The organism is Streptomyces sp. NRRL S-37 (assembly GCF_000721605.1).
GTDB lineage: Bacteria > Actinomycetota > Actinomycetes > Streptomycetales > Streptomycetaceae > Streptomyces.
Map to the genome: position 1 here is coordinate 15,953 of NZ_JOIZ01000019.1, position 16,511 is coordinate 32,463.

At 71.9% G+C, this 16,511-nt stretch carries 14 protein-coding genes; 11 read left to right on the plus strand and 3 right to left on the minus strand.

The annotated features are described in order from the left end of the window. Positions 1-28: 28 nt before the first annotated feature. Positions 29-1,831: a glycoside hydrolase family 15 protein gene (locus IH50_RS0125795; RefSeq protein ID WP_030866939.1), complete on the minus strand. Its 1,803-nt coding sequence runs from the start codon at positions 1,829-1,831 to the stop codon at positions 29-31. A 462-nt stretch (positions 1,832-2,293) separates the two neighbouring features. Here IH50_RS0125795 and IH50_RS0125800 point away from each other — a divergent pair, with 462 nt between their 5' ends. The 11 genes from IH50_RS0125800 to IH50_RS0125850 all read left to right on the plus strand — a co-directional run bounded on the left by IH50_RS0125800 (position 2,294) and on the right by IH50_RS0125850 (position 15,193). Next, positions 2,294-3,943 carry a CTP synthase gene (locus tag IH50_RS0125800; RefSeq protein WP_030866942.1) on the plus strand — a complete coding sequence of 550 codons (1,650 nt, stop codon included), beginning with the start codon at positions 2,294-2,296 and terminating at the stop codon, positions 3,941-3,943. A gap of 119 nt (positions 3,944-4,062) precedes the next feature. Beyond that, positions 4,063-4,689: an NUDIX domain-containing protein gene (locus IH50_RS0125805; RefSeq protein WP_030866944.1), complete on the plus strand. Its 627-nt coding sequence runs from the start codon at positions 4,063-4,065 to the stop codon at positions 4,687-4,689. Positions 4,690-5,063: 374 nt separating this feature from the next. Next, positions 5,064-7,124, plus strand: coding sequence for a tetratricopeptide repeat protein (locus IH50_RS0125810; RefSeq protein WP_030866946.1), 2,061 nt, complete (start codon positions 5,064-5,066; stop codon positions 7,122-7,124). 136 nt (positions 7,125-7,260) lie between these two features. Next, entirely contained in the window at positions 7,261-8,385 is a 1,125-nt protein-coding gene (gene ald / locus IH50_RS0125815) for an alanine dehydrogenase (RefSeq protein ID WP_030866947.1), read from the plus strand. Positions 8,386-8,797: 412 nt separating this feature from the next. After that, the gene (locus IH50_RS0125820) at positions 8,798-9,934 is read left to right on the plus strand and encodes a ParA family protein (RefSeq protein WP_078914100.1); all 1,137 of its coding nucleotides are present in this window, start codon (positions 8,798-8,800) and stop codon (positions 9,932-9,934) included. Continuing rightward, a complete protein-coding gene (locus tag IH50_RS0125825; RefSeq protein ID WP_030866950.1) occupies positions 9,919-10,470 on the plus strand; it encodes a hypothetical protein in 552 nt (183 codons plus the stop codon). The genes IH50_RS0125820 and IH50_RS0125825 overlap by 16 nt, the downstream gene beginning before the upstream one ends. An 18-nt stretch (positions 10,471-10,488) precedes the next feature. Further along, positions 10,489-11,604 carry a segregation/condensation protein A gene (locus tag IH50_RS0125830; RefSeq protein WP_030866953.1) on the plus strand — a complete coding sequence of 372 codons (1,116 nt, stop codon included), beginning with the start codon at positions 10,489-10,491 and terminating at the stop codon, positions 11,602-11,604. After that, positions 11,601-12,254, plus strand: a complete 654-nt coding sequence (scpB, locus tag IH50_RS0125835) for an SMC-Scp complex subunit ScpB (protein WP_030866956.1) — start codon at positions 11,601-11,603, stop codon at positions 12,252-12,254. Before IH50_RS0125830 ends, scpB begins: the two co-directional genes overlap by 4 nt. Beyond that, positions 12,254-13,378 carry a pseudouridine synthase gene (locus tag IH50_RS0125840; protein WP_030866959.1) on the plus strand — a complete coding sequence of 375 codons (1,125 nt, stop codon included), beginning with the start codon at positions 12,254-12,256 and terminating at the stop codon, positions 13,376-13,378. The genes scpB and IH50_RS0125840 overlap by 1 nt, the downstream gene beginning before the upstream one ends. Positions 13,379-13,454: 76 nt before the next feature. Further along, the gene (locus IH50_RS0125845) at positions 13,455-14,174 is read left to right on the plus strand and encodes an NUDIX hydrolase (protein ID WP_030866962.1); all 720 of its coding nucleotides are present in this window, start codon (positions 13,455-13,457) and stop codon (positions 14,172-14,174) included. Next, positions 14,171-15,193, plus strand: coding sequence for an ADP-ribosylglycohydrolase family protein (locus tag IH50_RS0125850; RefSeq protein ID WP_030866964.1), 1,023 nt, complete (start codon positions 14,171-14,173; stop codon positions 15,191-15,193). The genes IH50_RS0125845 and IH50_RS0125850 overlap by 4 nt, the downstream gene beginning before the upstream one ends. A gap of 54 nt (positions 15,194-15,247) precedes the next feature. On the opposite strand, the gene IH50_RS0125855 is transcribed toward IH50_RS0125850, so the two are convergent. Continuing rightward, positions 15,248-15,991 (minus strand): DNA polymerase beta superfamily protein, encoded by a 744-nt coding sequence (locus IH50_RS0125855; protein WP_030866966.1) that lies wholly within the window; start codon positions 15,989-15,991, stop codon positions 15,248-15,250. 22 nt (positions 15,992-16,013) lie between these two features. Then, entirely contained in the window at positions 16,014-16,439 is a 426-nt protein-coding gene (locus IH50_RS0125860) for a Rieske (2Fe-2S) protein (protein ID WP_030866968.1), read from the minus strand. Between the last annotated feature and the right edge of the window lie 72 nt (positions 16,440-16,511).

The window sequence follows — 16,511 nt, forward strand, 5'->3', positions numbered from 1 at the left end:
CCGCCGGGCGTTCCGGGACGCGTGGGCCTCAGCCCCCGTACGCCCCCGAGGCCGTCAGCCGCAGGGCCGTGTCGATGAGGGGGACGTGGCTGAAGGCCTGCGGGAAGTTGCCGACCTGGCGCTGCAGGCGCGGGTCCCACTCCTCCGCCAGCAGGCCGAGGTCGTTGCGCAGGGAGAGCAGCTTCTCGAAGAGCTTCCGCGCCTCGTCCACCCGGCCGATCATCGCCAGGTCGTCCGCCATCCAGAACGAGCAGGCGAGGAACGCGCCCTCGTCGCCCGGCAGGCCGTCGACGCCCTCGTCCTCGCCCTCCGTCGGGTAGCGCAGGATGAAGCCGTCGGAGGTGGACAGCTCGCGCTGGATCGCCTCGACGGTGCCGATCACGCGCTTGTCGTCCGGCGGCAGGAAGCCCACCTGCGGGATCAGCAGCAGGGAGGCGTCCAGCACCTTCGAGCCGTAGGACTGCGTGAAGGTGTTGCGCTCCTTGTCGTAGCCCTTCTCGCACACGTCCCGGTGGATGTCGTCGCGCAGTTGCTTCCACTGCTCCAGCGGGCCGTCGGCGTCGCCGGACTCGATCAGCTTGATGGTGCGGTCGACGGCGACCCAGGCCATCACCTTGGAGTGCACGAAGTGGCGGCGCGGGCCGCGCACCTCCCAGATGCCCTCGTCCGGCTCCTGCCAGTGCTTCTCCAGGTAGCGGATCAGCTTGAGCTGGAGCAGCGAGGCGTAGTCGTTGCGGGCCAGACCCGTCATGTGGGCCAGGTGCAGGGCCTCGGTGACCTCGCCGTACACATCGAGCTGGAGCTGGTGCGCGGCACCGTTGCCCACCCGGACCGGGGCCGAGTTCTCGTAGCCGGGCAGCCAGTCCAGCTCCGCCTCGCCGAGCTCGCGCTCACCGGCGATGCCGTACATGATCTGCAGGTTCTCCGGGTCGCCCGCCACCGCGCGGAGCAGCCACTCGCGCCAGGCGCGGGCCTCCTCGCGGTAGCCGGTGCGCAGCAGCGACGACAGGGTGATCGCCGCGTCCCGCAGCCAGGTGTAGCGGTAGTCCCAGTTGCGGACGCCGCCGATGTCCTCCGGCAGGGAGGTGGTGGGCGCGGCCACGATGCCGCCGGTCGGGGCGTACGTCAGGGCCTTGAGCGTGATCAGGGAGCGGATCACGGCCTCGCGGTAGGGGCCGTGGTACGTACAGTGCTCCACCCACTCGCGCCAGAACTCCTCGGTCGCCTCCAGCGACTGCTCCGGCTCCGGCAGCGGCGGCGGCTGCTTGTGCGAGGGCTCCCAGGAGATGGTGAACGCGATCCGCTCGCCCGGCGCGACCGTGAAGTCCGCGTACGTGGTCAGGGACTCGCCGTAGGTCGGCGCGGAGGTGTCGAACCACACGGAGTCCGGGCCCGCGACGGCGACCGTGCGTCCCTCGTGCCGGTGCACCCACGGGACGATCCTGCCGTAGGAGAACCGCATCCGCAGCGCCGAGCGCATGGGGACCCGGCCCGAGACGCCCTCCACGATCCGGATGAGCTGCGGGGCGCCGTCGCGCGGGGGCATGAAGTCCGTCACCCGGACCGTGCCGCGCGGGGTGTCCCACTCGGACTCCAGGATCAGCGAGTCGCCGCGGTAGCCGCGCCGGGTCGCCGCGGGCGGCTCGGCGTCGTCGGCGTGCGCGGGACCCAGCCGCCAGAAGCCGTGCTCCTCGGTGCCCAGCAGACCGGCGAAGATGGCGTGGGAGTCGAAACGGGGCAGGCACAGCCAGTCCACCGTGCCGTCCCGGCAGACCAGCGCGGCGGTCTGCATGTCTCCGATGAGTGCGTAGTCTTCGATGCGCCCGGCCACGTGCAACTCCAGTCGAACGGCCACGTCACCCCGCAAAGGGGTTGTCGCTTGGTGCGGTCAAGGGGTTTTGAATTGCGTCGTTGAGCTGTGAAGCAAAGCAGTCGCCCAGCCTTGCATGCAAAATGCCGATCTCTGCTCAACGAACTGACGAGCTCACGTTGTTCCGGAGGTCACGGGCGGGGGTGGTGCCGTTCGACCGGCCGGGCTCGGCAGTGAATGTCCGAGCAGGATACGACGCACGTAGATGATCTGTGTGCCGCTCCGGACAACCGGGCTCCGCCGAACGAGTGACCAACGGGTGAGGGTCCCGTGTGCGGTGCTCGCCCGTGGCGGCGCGTGCGCGGAGCGTGGCCGGGCGCCATCCCTCCGCGGCGCTGATACGCTGGTAGCCCGTGGACCGGTGGGCGAGAAAGCCCCGGAACCGCACCCACAAGCCGCGACCACGGGAGCCCCCTCTTGGCCATGCCGCCCAAATCCTCGACGACCAAGCACATCTTCGTCACCGGGGGTGTCGCCTCCTCGCTCGGCAAGGGGCTCACCGCCTCCAGCCTGGGCATGCTGCTCAAGGCCCGGGGTCTGCGCGTCGTGATGCAGAAGCTCGACCCGTACCTCAACGTCGACCCGGGCACGATGAACCCCTTCCAGCACGGTGAGGTGTTCGTCACCAACGACGGTGCCGAGACCGACCTGGACATCGGCCACTACGAGCGGTTCCTCGACCGCGACCTGGACGGCTCGGCCAACGTCACCACCGGCCAGGTCTACTCGACGGTGATCGCCAAGGAGCGGCGCGGCGAGTACCTGGGCGACACCGTGCAGGTCATCCCGCACATCACCAACGAGATCAAGCACCGCATCCGCCGCATGGCGACCGACGAGGTCGACGTGGTGATCACGGAGGTCGGCGGCACGGTCGGCGACATCGAGTCGCTGCCGTTCCTGGAGACCGTCCGCCAGGTCCGGCACGAGGTCGGCCGGGACAACGTGTTCGTGGTGCACATCTCGCTCCTGCCGTACATCGGTCCCTCGGGCGAGCTGAAGACGAAGCCGACCCAGCACTCGGTCGCCGCGCTGCGCAACATCGGCATTCAGCCGGACGCGATCGTGCTGCGCTGCGACCGCGAGGTGCCCACCGCGATCAAGCGGAAGATCTCGCTGATGTGCGACGTGGACGAGGCCGCCGTGGTGGCCTGCCCCGACGCCCGCTCGATCTACGACATCCCGAAGGTCGTGCACGCCGAGGGCCTGGACGCCTACGTCGTGCGCAAGCTCGACCTGCCGTTCCGGGACGTGGACTGGACGACCTGGGACGACCTGCTGGACCGCGTCCACAATCCCGAGCACGAGATCGTCATGGCCCTGGTCGGCAAGTACATCGACCTGCCCGACGCCTACCTCTCGGTCACCGAGGCGCTGCGCGCGGGCGGCTTCGCCAACAAGGCCCGCGTGAAGATCAAGTGGGTCACCTCCGACGACTGCAAGACCCCGGCCGGCGCCCAGGCGCAGCTCGGTGACGTCGACGCCATCTGCATCCCCGGCGGCTTCGGCGACCGCGGTGTGCTCGGCAAGGTCGGCGCGATCAAGTACGCCCGCGAGAACCGCATCCCGCTGCTGGGCCTGTGCCTGGGCCTGCAGTGCATCGTGATCGAGGCCGCGCGCAGCCTCGCGGACGTCTCCGACGCCAACTCCACCGAGTTCGACCCGGGCACCGCCCACCCCGTGATCTCCACCATGGCCGAGCAGATGGACATCGTCGCCGGCGAGGGCGACATGGGCGGCACCATGCGGCTCGGCATGTACCCGGCGAAGCTGGCCGAGGGCTCCATCGTGCGCGAGGTGTACGACGGCAAGGAGTACGTGGAGGAGCGCCACCGGCACCGCTACGAGGTGAACAACGCCTACCGCGCGGAGCTGGAGAAGAAGGCGGGCATCGTCTTCTCCGGCACCTCCCCGGACGGCAAGCTCGTCGAGTACGTCGAGTACCCGCGCGAGGTCCACCCGTACCTGGTCGCGACCCAGGCGCACCCGGAGCTGCGCTCGCGTCCGACCCGTCCGCACCCGCTCTTCGCGGGTCTGGTGAAGGCCGCGGTCGAGCGGAAGATCTCGAAGTAACACACCCGGTTGTACGGTGGCCGGGGCGCGAACTCTCAAAAGGTGCGCGCCCCGGCCACTTTTTCGCCCATGTTCACGCACGGCACGCGCACGGCCGCCGTACGTCGGGAAGGACAGCCATGACGATCAAGGACACCCCGGAGGAGTGGGAGGTCCGCGGGAGCGAGACCCCGTTCACGGGCAACAAGACCTCCGTCCGCACCGACGACGTGGTCATGCCCGACGGAAGCGTGGTCCACCGCGACTACCAGGTCCACCCCGGGTCCGTGGCCGTCCTCGCCCTCGACGACGCCGACCGGGTCCTGGTGCTGCGCCAGTACCGCCACCCCGTGCGCCACCGGCTGTGGGAGATCCCGGCCGGCCTGCTCGACGTGCCCGGCGAGAACCCGCTGCACGCCGCCCAGCGCGAGCTGTACGAGGAGGCGCACGTCAAGGCGGAGGACTGGCGGGTGCTGACCGACGTCTACACCACGCCCGGCGGCTGTGACGAGGCCGTACGGATCTTCCTCGCGCGGGGGCTGTCCGAGGCCGAGGGCGAGCGGTTCGTGGTCGAGGACGAGGAGGCCGACATGGAGCTGGCCCGGGTCCCGGTCGAGGAACTGGTGCGCGGCGTGCTCGCCGGCGAGCTGCACAACAACTGCCTGGTGGTGGGCGTCCTCTCGCTGGTCGCCGCGCGGGCCGGCGACGGCCTGGACGCGCTGCGTCCGGCTCAGGCGCCGTGGCCGGCGCGGCCGTTCGAGGCCTGACGCCGACGGGACGCCGTGAGGCGTGACCGGGTGTCCGCGGCTTCGTCGTGGCCGGTCGCGCCCGCGCGGTGGAACCGCGTATCGGCACAGTCCCGCGCTGCGGCCGTTCGGGGAGTGACGCCGGCGGGGGTGCCCTTGACCGCCCCCGCCGCTCCTTCTCGTCCCGGACCCCGCTCCTCGAACTCCCCCGGAGGGGTGGATGTCCCCGGTGCCACCGGGCTGACGGTCTTACGATCGGTTGATCCGATCGGGGGGAGTCCCGCCCTGCCGCAGTGCTCCTCACGGAACGTCGCGCAGCGTGAACTAGGCTCTGGAAAACGCCCGGTCCGGAGCCCCGGCGGGCTTGCGCGCGCGGTGGGACGGGAGTGAGGCCCGTGACGGATCAGGCGGTGGACCCGGACGGTGTGCGGTTCCTTCGGGACGTCGCCGACGAGGGTCGATTCCTGGGCCGTACCAGGGAGTTGAAGGAGTTGCGCGCCGACATCGAGCGCGCGGGACTGGACACCCTCTCCGGCCGCAAGGCGCCCCGCGCACGCGTCCTGCTCATCGCCGGCCGGCCCGGCTCGGGCCGGAGTGCCCTCGCCGGGGAACTCGTGCGCCAGGTCGCCGACCGCTACCCCGACGGCGTGCTGCGCGCCCGGCTGAGCGAACCCGACGGCACGCGTGTGCCCGTCGAGCGCGCCGCGCGGGAACTGCTCGGCGCGCTGGCGGTGCCCGCCCCGGCCGGAGCCACCGGGGACGAGCTCAGCGAGGCGCTGCGCACCGCGCTGGCCGACCGCCGGGTACTGCTCCTGCTGGACGACGCGGCCGACGCCGAGCAGGTCGACGCGCTGCTGCCGGACAACCCGGACTGCCTGGCTGTCGCCGTCTCCTCGGGGCCGCTGACCGGCATCGCGGACGTCCGTCCCTGCACCCTCGGCGGCCTCGACACCAAATCCGCGGTGGAGGTGCTGTCCCGGTTCACCGGATCGGTGCGCATCACGGTCGACCCCCGGGCCGCCGAACGGCTCGCCGAGCAGTGCCAGGGCCAGCCGGCCGCCCTGGTGCTGGCCGGCGGCTGGCTCGCCGCCCGGCCCCAGGCCGCCGTCGCCGACCTCGCCAAGCAACTGCACACGGACCCCGGCCAGGACACCGTCGTCAGCCGCGTCCTGCGGCTCGTGCACGCCTCACTGCCCGCGCCGGCCGCCCACACCCTGCGGCTGCTCAGCCTCGCCCCGGCCGGTCTGGTCGACCCGCACACCGCCGCCGCCCTCGCCGGCTGCCCGGTGGAGTCCGCCCGCGCCACCCTGGACGACTTCGCCGCCCACGGGCTGCTGCACCCGGTGGACGGCCCGCCGCTGCCGCAGTACGAGGTGCCCGGCTGTCTGCAGCCCCTGCTGAGCGCCCTCGCCGAGGATTACGAGCGGCCCGCCGAGCTGCGGCTGGCCCGCGCCCGGATGCTGGAGCGGACCGTACGGCTGCTCCAGTCGTGCCGGGCCATCACCGAGACCGACAGTCCCCGGGCGCGCGAGCTGCTCCTCGGCATGCCGAGCGCCCTGCGTTTCCCCGGCCCGCGGGCCGCCGCCGACTGGCTGCGCGCGCGCCGCCCCGCCCTGCTGGCCTCCGCGCGGCTCGCGGTCGCCGACGGGGAACTGGACACCCTCGCCCGGCGCCTGATGGCCCAGCTCGTGCGGGCCATGGTGGCGCACGTCGGCACCCAGGCCGCCGCGAGCGACCTGTATGACATCCACGGCCTGGTCCTCGACGTCGCCGAGCGCCGCGACCTGCCCCGCGAGCGGGCGGCGGCCCTGCTGAACCTCGGCGACCTCGACGCCCGTACCGGCCGTACCGCCGACGCCCTGGGACGCTACCGGGCCGCGCTGGACGCCGGACGCGAGGCGAACGACCCGTACGCGACCGGCCGCGCGATGGAATCCGTGGGCGGCGCCCATCTGGAACTCGGGGACTACGACCGGGCCGCCGACTGGTTCGGCCGCGCCCTGGCCGAGCGGCTGGCCCGCGGCGAGGGCGAGGACGCCGCCCGGCTCTACGGCCGCATCGGCGCCGCCCACACCTACGCCGGCCGCTACGGCGAGGCGCTGCGCGACTGGCGCGCGGCCGTCGCCGGACACCGCAGGCACGGGGACGTGGCCGCACAGGCGCGGGCCCTGAGCGAACTGGCCCGGGTGCAGGAGTACGCCGGCCGGCTCGAGGAGTCGCTGCGCACCTGCCAGGAGGCCGTGGAATGGGCGCGCCGGGCCGAGGACACCCGCCTGCTGGCCGCGCTGCACCTGCGGCTGGCCGACTCCTTCGGGCATCTGGGCGACCCCGCGTCGGCCGCGCTGCACCGGGGCGCGGCCGAGCGCATGCTGGCAGAGGAGGCCATGGAGGACGACTCCGAGCCGGAACACGGAGCTAACGCCTACGAAATCCGTAGCCCATCCGCTGAAGATTGAAGCAATGAAAGGCTAGACAGCGGGAACACCTTCATTAGACTGGCTCTGCCGCGCCATCCTCTGCGGTCTCTCCCGGTGTGCCCGTGCGTGCCCGGGTATGTGCAGCAATACCCCCATACCCTCTGAGCCAAGGACCGTGATCCACGTGAAGGTCGGCATCCCCCGCGAAGTCAAGAACAACGAGTTCCGGGTGGCCATCACCCCCGCCGGCGTGCACGAGCTGGTGCGCCACGGCCACCAGGTCGTCATCGAGCGCGGCGCCGGCGTCGGCTCCTCGATCCCGGACGGCGAGTACATCGCCGCCGGGGGACAGATCCTGGACACCGCCGACGAGGTCTGGGCCGCCGCCGACCTGCTGCTGAAGGTCAAGGAGCCCATCGCGGAGGAGTACCACCGCCTGCGCAAGGACCAGACCCTCTTCACCTACCTGCACCTGGCCGCGTCCAAGGAGTGCACGGACGCCCTCCTGGAGTCCGGCACCACCGCCATCGCCTACGAGACCGTCGAGCTGCCAGGCCGCGCGCTGCCGCTGCTCGCCCCGATGTCCGAGGTCGCGGGCCGGCTGGCCCCGCAGGTCGGCGCCTACCACCTGATGCGCGCCCACGGCGGCCGCGGTGTGCTCCCCGGCGGCGTCCCCGGCGTGCTGGCCGGCAAGGCCGTCGTCATCGGCGGCGGTGTGTCCGGCTGGAACGCCGCGCAGATCGCCATCGGCATGGGCTTCCACGTGACCCTGCTCGACAAGGACATCAACAAGCTCAAGGAGGCCGACAAGGTCTTCGGCACGAAGATCCAGACCGTCGTCTCCAACGCCTTCGAGCTGGAGAAGGCCTGCCTGGAGGCCGACCTCGTGATCGGCGCGGTGCTCGTTCCCGGCGCCAAGGCCCCGAAGCTCGTCACCAACGAGCTGGTCTCGCGGATGAAGGCCGGAAGTGTCCTTGTCGACATCGCGATCGACCAGGGCGGCTGCTTCGAGGACTCCCACCCGACCACGCACGCCGAGCCGGCCTTCAAGGTCCACGAGTCGGTGTTCTACTGCGTCGCCAACATGCCCGGCGCGGTGCCCAACACCTCCACCTACGCGCTCACCAACGCCACGCTGCCGTACATCGTCGAACTCGCCGACCGCGGCTGGGTGGAGGCGCTGCGCCGCGACCCCGCGCTCGCCAAGGGACTCAACACGCACGACGGCAAGGTGGTTTACAAGGAGGTCGCCGAGGCACACGGTCTGGAGCACACGGAGCTCGCCTCCCTGCTCGGCTGAGCGGCCAGGGCGGTAAGTCGACCAAGTCGTCGACCGGCAAAGGCGATACGTCAACTTCCGCCGTCAACGTCACGTACCCGGCCGGACCTTGCCCGACAAGGTCCGGCCGGATGTGTGTATGGTCACTTCCTGTTTCCGGGACAACTCGCCTCGAACGTAACCCTTCTACCGATTCGCACACCCGTGAAACCTGCCGTGCGACGGTCGTACGCCCTTGACAGAGGGATGTTTCAATGCCGACACATCGGGCCGGGTCCGGCGGATTGTGTTGCTGCGGACGGCCGACACGCCATAGAGTCGCCAATCGTCGGCATGGTGCCACGCTGACCTGTCTAGAAGTTTCCTGGTCACCAAGGAGGTAAGACGACTTGTGAATGAGTCGACATTTACTCCCGGGGGTGGTCACCCAGGAATGCCTGCGCCGGACCAGGAGCCCGCGGGATCCGCTGCTGTCGGCTCCGTGGCTGTGCGCACCTTCGCAGCCCACCGGAGTCACCGGACTTCGGTGGTGACTCAACCAGCACCCCAGAGCATGGATGGCCATCACGTGAACGCCATGGCCGGCGACGGAAGTGGCGCGCCCCACAACCATTTCGCCGACTACGACGAACTGCCCGAGGGGCACTTCTACGACCCCGACGCCGAGTACGAGCCCGATCCCGAGTACGCGGCCACGCTCGCGCCCGACGCGGCGCGCCAGCGCCGTGAGCGCGTCGGCCCGACCGGGCGCCCGCTGCCGTACTTCCCGATCCCGGGTCCGCTGACCGACCACGGTCCCGCGAAGATCATCGCGATGTGCAACCAGAAGGGCGGCGTCGGCAAGACCACGTCGACCATCAACCTGGGCGCCGCGCTCGCGGAGTACGGACGCCGGGTGCTGCTCGTCGACTTCGACCCGCAGGGCGCGCTGTCGGTCGGTCTCGGCGTCAACCCGATGGAGCTCGACCTCACCGTCTACAACCTGCTCATGGAGCGGGGCATGGCGGCCGACGAGGTGCTGCTGAAGACCGCGGTCCCCAACATGGACCTGCTGCCCAGCAACATCGACCTGTCGGCGGCCGAGGTGCAGCTGGTGAGCGAGGTCGCGCGCGAGTCCACGCTGCAGCGGGCACTGAAGCCGCTGATGGACGACTACGACTACATCGTCATCGACTGCCAGCCCTCGCTCGGCCTGCTCACGGTCAACGCGCTGACCGCCGCGCACAAGGTGATCGTGCCGCTGGAGTGCGAGTTCTTCGCGCTGCGCGGTGTGGCGCTGCTGACCGAGACGATCGAGAAGGTCCAGGAGCGGCTCAACCCCGACCTGGAGCTCGACGGGATCCTCGCCACCATGTACGACTCGCGCACGGTGCACAGCCGTGAGGTGCTCGCGCGGGTGGTCGAGGCGTTCGACGACCACGTCTACCACACGGTCATCGGGCGCACGGTCCGCTTCCCGGAGACCACGGTCGCCGGCGAGCCGATCACCACGTACGCGTCCAACTCCGTCGGTGCCGCCGCCTACCGCCAGCTCGCCAGGGAGGTGCTCGCCCGGTGTCACGCCGAGTGAGTCTGCCGGGGGCCGACGAACTCTTCCGTACGACAGGGGGGATGGCGCTCCAGGCGTCGACCCCCCGGCGCCAGGCCAACGGCGACGCCCGTGTCCCCGCACCCGCGGGGGAGGGCGACGCGGCGGCGGCCGCCGTGGAGGACGCGCCGCAGTCGGTGCCCGCACAGGGCGGCGAGGGCGCGGAGCACGTCGCGGCGGACGCGGAGCCGGACGGGGCCGGGGAGTCCCGCAGCCGCGACGCGGCGGGTGCCGGACGGCGCCCGCCGGCGCAGGACGGGGCGGCCCAGCGCGGCAAGCGGGGGCGGGCGGCGGCACGGCGGCCCAGCGGCCGGGAGCGGCACGACGAGAAGATCACCGTGTACGTGTCCGCCGAGGAGCTGATGGACCTCGAACACGCGCGCCTGGTGCTGCGCGGCGAGCACGGGCTGGCGGTGGACCGGGGCCGCATCGTCCGCGAGGCGGTCGCCGTGGTCCTCGCCGACCTGGAGAGCCGGGGCGACGCCAGCATCCTCGTACGACGTCTGCGGGGCCGGTAGCGGTAGCCTGCGGAGGCCATGACCTCGAACGACGCACCCGCTCCCGGCGCCCGGCCGCCCCGCCGCCGCACCCTGGGCCGGGGGCCGGGAGCGTCGGCGTCCGGGCGGGAGGCGCCCGAGAAGGGCGCGGATCCCTCGCCGGAGAGCGGGACCGCCGGGCGCGGGGAACCGGGTCCGGCCCACGGCACCCCCGGGACCACACCGGGTACCGAACCTCCCGCGCGGGACTTCTCGCCGGCCGAGCCGGTGGTCGTGGCAGAGGACGTGACCGTCGTGCCCGGGACGGAGCCCGGAGACGGGGCTTCGGAGGCGGGCGACGCCGAGGACGGGCGGTTCAGGGTCCGGCTGGTGAACTTCGAGGGGCCGTTCGATCTGCTGCTGCAGTTGATCTCGAAGCACAAGCTGGATGTCACCGAGGTCGCGCTGTCCAGGGTGACCGACGAGTTCATGGCGTACATCCGGGCCCTGGGACCCGACTGGGACCTGGACGAGACGACCGAGTTCCTGGTCGTGGCGGCCACGCTGCTCGACCTCAAGGCGGCCCGGCTGCTGCCCGCCGCCGAGGTGGAGGACGAGGCCGACCTCGCCCTCCTGGAGGCCCGGGACCTGCTGTTCGCGAGGCTGCTGCAGTACCGCGCGTACAAACAGATCGCCGAGATCTTCAGCCGGCGTCTCGACGACGAGGACCGCCGCCATCCCCGTACCGTCGGACTCGAACCGCACCACGCCGAGCTGCTGCCCGAGGTCGTCATCAGCATCGGCGCCGAGGGCTTCGCCCGGCTCGCCGTCAAGGCGATGCAGCCCAGGCCCGAGCCGCAGGTGTACGTCGACCACATCCACGCGCCGCTGGTCAGCGTGCGGGAGCAGGCCGGGATCGTCGTCGCGCGGCTGAGGGAACTCGGTGAGGCGAGCTTCCGGGCCCTCGTCGAGGATACGGACGACACCCTGACCGTCGTGGCCCGCTTTCTCGCCCTGCTAGAGCTGTACCGCGAGAAGGCCGTCGCCCTCGACCAGGAGGCCGCGCTCGGCGAGCTGACCGTGCGCTGGACCGGCGGGGACGGGGACGCCGCGCCGGCGGTCACCGACGAGTTCGACCGGCCGCCGGAGCAGCCCGAGGAGGAGAGGAAGCCGTGAACGAGGAGACGACCGGCACCCCCGCCGGACCGCGCACCGTCGCGGAACTCGACCTCAGGCCCGCCCTGGAGGCGGTCCTCATGGTCGTGGACGAGCCCGCGACCGAGGAACACCTGGCGAAGGTCCTGGAGCGCCCGAGGCACCAGGTCGCGGACGCGCTGCGCGCGCTCGCCGACGAGTACACCGTCCAGGGCCGCGGCTTCGAGCTGCGTCTCGTCGCGGGCGGCTGGCGCTTCTACACCCGCCCCGAGTACGCCGCCGCCGTCGAGGGCTTCGTCCTGGACGGCCGGCAGGCCCGGCTCACCCAGGCCGCCCTGGAGACCCTCGCGGTCGTCGCCTACCGGCAGCCGGTCAGCCGCGGCCGCGTCTCCGCCGTGCGCGGGGTCAACTGCGACGGCGTGATGCGCACCCTCCTGCAGCGCGGTCTGATCGAGGAGGCGGGCACGGAACCCGAAACAGGTGCGATCCTGTACACGACGACGAACTACTTCCTGGAGCGGATGGGCCTGCGCGGTCTGGACGAGCTCCCGGAGCTCGCGCCCTTCCTCCCCGAGGCGGAGGCGATCGAGGCCGAGACGCTGGAAGGGGTCCCGTCGTTCGATCCGGACGCCCCGGATTCCGAGGACGCAGACGACAAGACGGAACTTTGATGCGAAGCAGCAGCGGCAGGAACAGCAGCGGAAACAACGGCGGGAGCCGTGGTGGCAACAGCGGCGGCCGCGGCGGGAGCGGCGGGAGCGGTGGTGGCCGCGGTGGCCACCGCGGCTTCGGCGGCAACCGCGACAACCAGCAGGGCGGCCGTCCGAAGAAGCCGCGTCCGGAGGAGCGGCGCTACGACGTCGGCCCCGGCGCCACCCAGGAGGGCCCCAAGTCGGGCCGCGGGCCCACGGCCCGCGGAGGCGCCAAGGGCGGGCCGAAGAGGCCCCTGCAGCGGGGGCGCTCGGTCCCGGCCACGTCCCGTGAGTACGAGACGCGGGCCGAGGAGCGCAACCGCGAGCGGTACGCGGGCAAGAAGGACGTCAAGCTGCCCAAGACCTTCCCCGGCGCCGAGCAGGAGGGCGAGCGGCTGCAGAAGGTGCTCGCCCGCGCGGGCTACGGCTCCCGGCGCTCCTGCGAGGAACTGATCGAGCAGGCGCGCGTCGAGGTCAACGGCGAGATCGTCCTGGAGCAGGGCAAGCGGGTCGACCCGGAGAAGGACGAGGTCAAGGTCGACGGCCTGACCGTCGCGACCCAGTCGTACCAGTTCTTCTCGCTGAACAAGCCCGCCGGTGTCGTCTCCACCATGGAGGACCCGGAGGGCCGGCAGTGCCTCGGTGACTACGTCACCAACCGCGAGACCCGCCTCTTCCACGTCGGCCGGCTCGACACCGAGACCGAGGGCGTCATCCTGCTCACCAACCACGGCGAGCTGGCGCACCGGCTGACCCACCCCAAGTACGGCGTGAAGAAGACGTACCTGGCGGCCATCGTGGGCCCGATCCCGCGCGACCTGGGCAAGAGGCTCAAGGACGGCATCCAGCTCGAGGACGGGTACGCCCGCGCGGACCACTTCCGGGTCGTGGAGCAGACCGGCAAGAACTACCTCGTCGAGGTGACCCTGCACGAGGGCCGCAAGCACATCGTGCGCCGCATGCTCGCCGAGGCCGGCTTCCCGGTCGACAAGCTGGTGCGCACCGCCTTCGGGCCGATCACCCTGGGCGACCAGAAGTCGGGCTGGCTGCGGCGGCTGTCCAACACCGAGGTCGGGATGCTGATGCAGGAGGTCGACCTCTAAAGAGCCTGCAAGGGCTTGTGCACCCGGCCCGCACCCCCTTTAATAGTCACTGCGACTATTAAAGGGGGTGCGGGTCATGGACGGCTACGACAAGTACGCCTTCGAACCCTTCGCCGTCACCGTCGACCTCGCCGTGTTCACCCTTCGCGCGGGCGCCCTGCACGTCCTGCTCGTCGAGCGCGGCCAGGAGCCGTACGCCGGACGGTGGGCGCTGCCCGGCGGCTTCGTCCAGCCGGACGAGTCCGCCGAGAGCGCCGCGCGGCGCGAACTGGGCGAGGAGACCGGGCTGACGGACGTGTCCGGGCTGCATCTGGAGCAGCTGCGGACCTACAGCGAACCCGACCGCGACCCCCGCATGCGGGTCGTGTCCGTCGCGTTCGCCGCACTGCTGCCCGACGCCCCCGAGGCGCACGGCGGCAGCGACGCGGCACAGGCCCGCTGGACGCCGTACGACTCCGCGCGGGAGCTCGCCTTCGACCACGGCCGGATCCTGGCCGACGCGCGGGACCGCGTCGGCGCCAAGCTCGAGTACACCTGCCTCGCCACCGCCTTCTGCCCGCCCGAGTTCACCCTCGGCGAGCTGCAACAGGTCTACGAGACCGTATGGGGCACCGCCCTGGACCGCCCCAACTTCCGGCGCAAGGTGCTCGCCACCCCCGGCTTCGTCGAAGCCGTACCCGGCGCCGCGCGCCTCACCGGCGGCCGGGGCAAACCCGCCGCCCTCTACCGCGCGGGCACCGCCGCCACCCTCCACCCGCCCCTGCTCCGGCCCACTCCGGAAGGACGCCCCGCATGACCACGACCACCGTCACCAAGCGCGCCGCCACGGGTGCGCTCACCGGGCTCGCCCTGGGGGACGCGCTGGGCTTCCCGACGGAGTTCAACGACGTGCCGTCGATCCTCGCGAAGTTCGGTCCCTGGCGGGGGATGGACCTGCCCAGGCCGGCGATCGTCACCGACGACACCCAGATGACCCTCGCGCTCGGCAGGGGACTGCGCACGGCCATGGACCGGGGACCGCTCGCCCCGAAGCGGCTGGCGCGGCCGGTGCGCGAGGAGTTCGTGGAGTGGTGGCGCTCGCCCGAGAACAACCGCGCCCCCGGCAACACCTGCCTCAAGGCCTGCTATCTCCTGTCCCGTGAGGACCGGGCCTGGCAGGACGCCAGCCAGACCGGCTCCAAGGGCTGCGGCGCCAACATGCGCGTCGTCCCCATAGGCCTGGCCCCCGGCCTCACCGACGAACAGCGCGCCGGTGCCGCCCAGTTGCAGTCCGCCCTCACCCACGGCCACCCCACCGCGCTCGCCGCCTCCGACCTCACCGCACACGCCGTACGGCTGCTGGCGGAAGGCGCCGAGCCGACCGGTCTGATCGGACTGCTGCGCTCCTACGCCTACGACAACCGCACCCGCTACCACGAGTCCTGGCTCGGCGACCTGTGGACCCGCGCCCAGGACCCCACCCCCGAGCACTTCATCGCGCGCGGCTGGGACGAGTGCCTGACCGTCCTGGAACGCCTCCAGGACGCCGTACGCACCGTCTCGCCCGAGACCGACCCCTGCCTGGCCACGGGCGAGGGCTGGATCGCCGAGGAGGCCCTGGCGACCGGCCTGCTCTGCTTCCTCCTCTTCGTCGACGAACCCCTCACCGCCCTGCGCCGCGCCGCCTGCACCGCGGGCGACTCCGACTCCATCGCCTGCCTCACCGGCGCCTTCGCGGGCGCGTACCTGGGCGCGGACGCCTGGCCGGCGGACTGGGCCGGCCGCATCGAGTACCGGGACGAGCTGCTGGCGCTGGGAACGCTCTGGGACGCCTGAGCGACGCCCGTCCCGGCCCGAGACCGGTGACCGCCGGACGGGGCGCGGGCCGCGTCAGCCCTGTCCGGCGCTCCCGCCGCGTACGACGCCCCGCGCGGCCTCGTCGTACGGACCCGCCCGGAGGGCCGAGGCGCGGCGGGTGCGGACGAGGAAGTCCTCCACGCGCCGGCGGTCCGGTTCCGCGGGGAGCGGGCTGCGGTGGACGGCCTGCTCGGCCTCCCGCGCCAGACGGGTCATCCGCGCCTCGAACCCGGACCAGGACACCTCGCCCCGCTTCACCGCGAGCAGCGGCTCGCGCTCCTCGCCCACGTCGACCGTGAGGGTGCCCGTACGGAGCAGGTCGCGGACGCTGATCAGCAGGCGGAGCAGGTGCATCGCGTGTTTCCAGCGCGGGGCGCCGTGCGCGCGGACGTCCGCCTCCAGCTTGCGGCGCTGGCCGTGGGCGTACCGCGTGAACGTCTCGTGGACCTTGCGGGAGAGGAACGCCTCACGCAGGGACAGCAGCTCGCGGCCGGTGGCGTCGGCGTGCTCCACCAGCGGGGAGTGCAGGCACTCCAGGATGTTGGGGTTGGCGCGCAGGGCCAGCTCGCAGAAGCGTTCCAGCTCCCAGCTGAACTGCTCCTCGGCCGGGCCCTCGATGTGCGTCGGCGGCTTCTCGAAGCGCCAGAACAGGGGAGTGGGCGCGAGGAAGACACCCCGGCGGTCGGTGTCGCTGCCCTCGGTGGCCAGGCCGAAGGCGCGCGAACCCATGACACAGGCGTAGATCGTGTGGTCACCGACCAGGGTCTCGGGGCGCATGCCCGGGAGCGTACGCGGTGGATCACGCTCGGCGGATCGAATTTCCCTCCACCGCGATCGGCTTCTCGGGCAGCGGCCGGGTCGCGGGGCCCCGCTCCACCGAGCCGTCGGTGATCCGGAAGCGGCTGCCGTGGCAGGCGCAGTTGACGGTGCCGTCCGCGACGTCGGCCACGACACAGTTCTGGTGGGTGCAGATCGCCGAGAAGGCCTTGAAGTCGCCCTCCCGCGGCTGGGTGACCACGATCTTCTCGTCCGGGAGGACCGTACCCCCGCCCACCGGGACGTCGGCGGTCGGGATCAGCTCCCGCCCGGCGGCCTCCGACGAGGTGCCGCCCCTGCTGCCGCCTCCGCCGTCTCCGCCGTTGCCGCCGTCCGAGCCGCAGCCCGCGGCCAGGGCCGCCGCACCCGTCGCGAGCAGAACCGTGCGGCGTGTTGCACAAGAGGTCATGTCGTCACTCCCGGAGATCGCGGTTCCCGCATCCTGACACCGAATCCGCCGAACAAGAAGCAACTCACGACA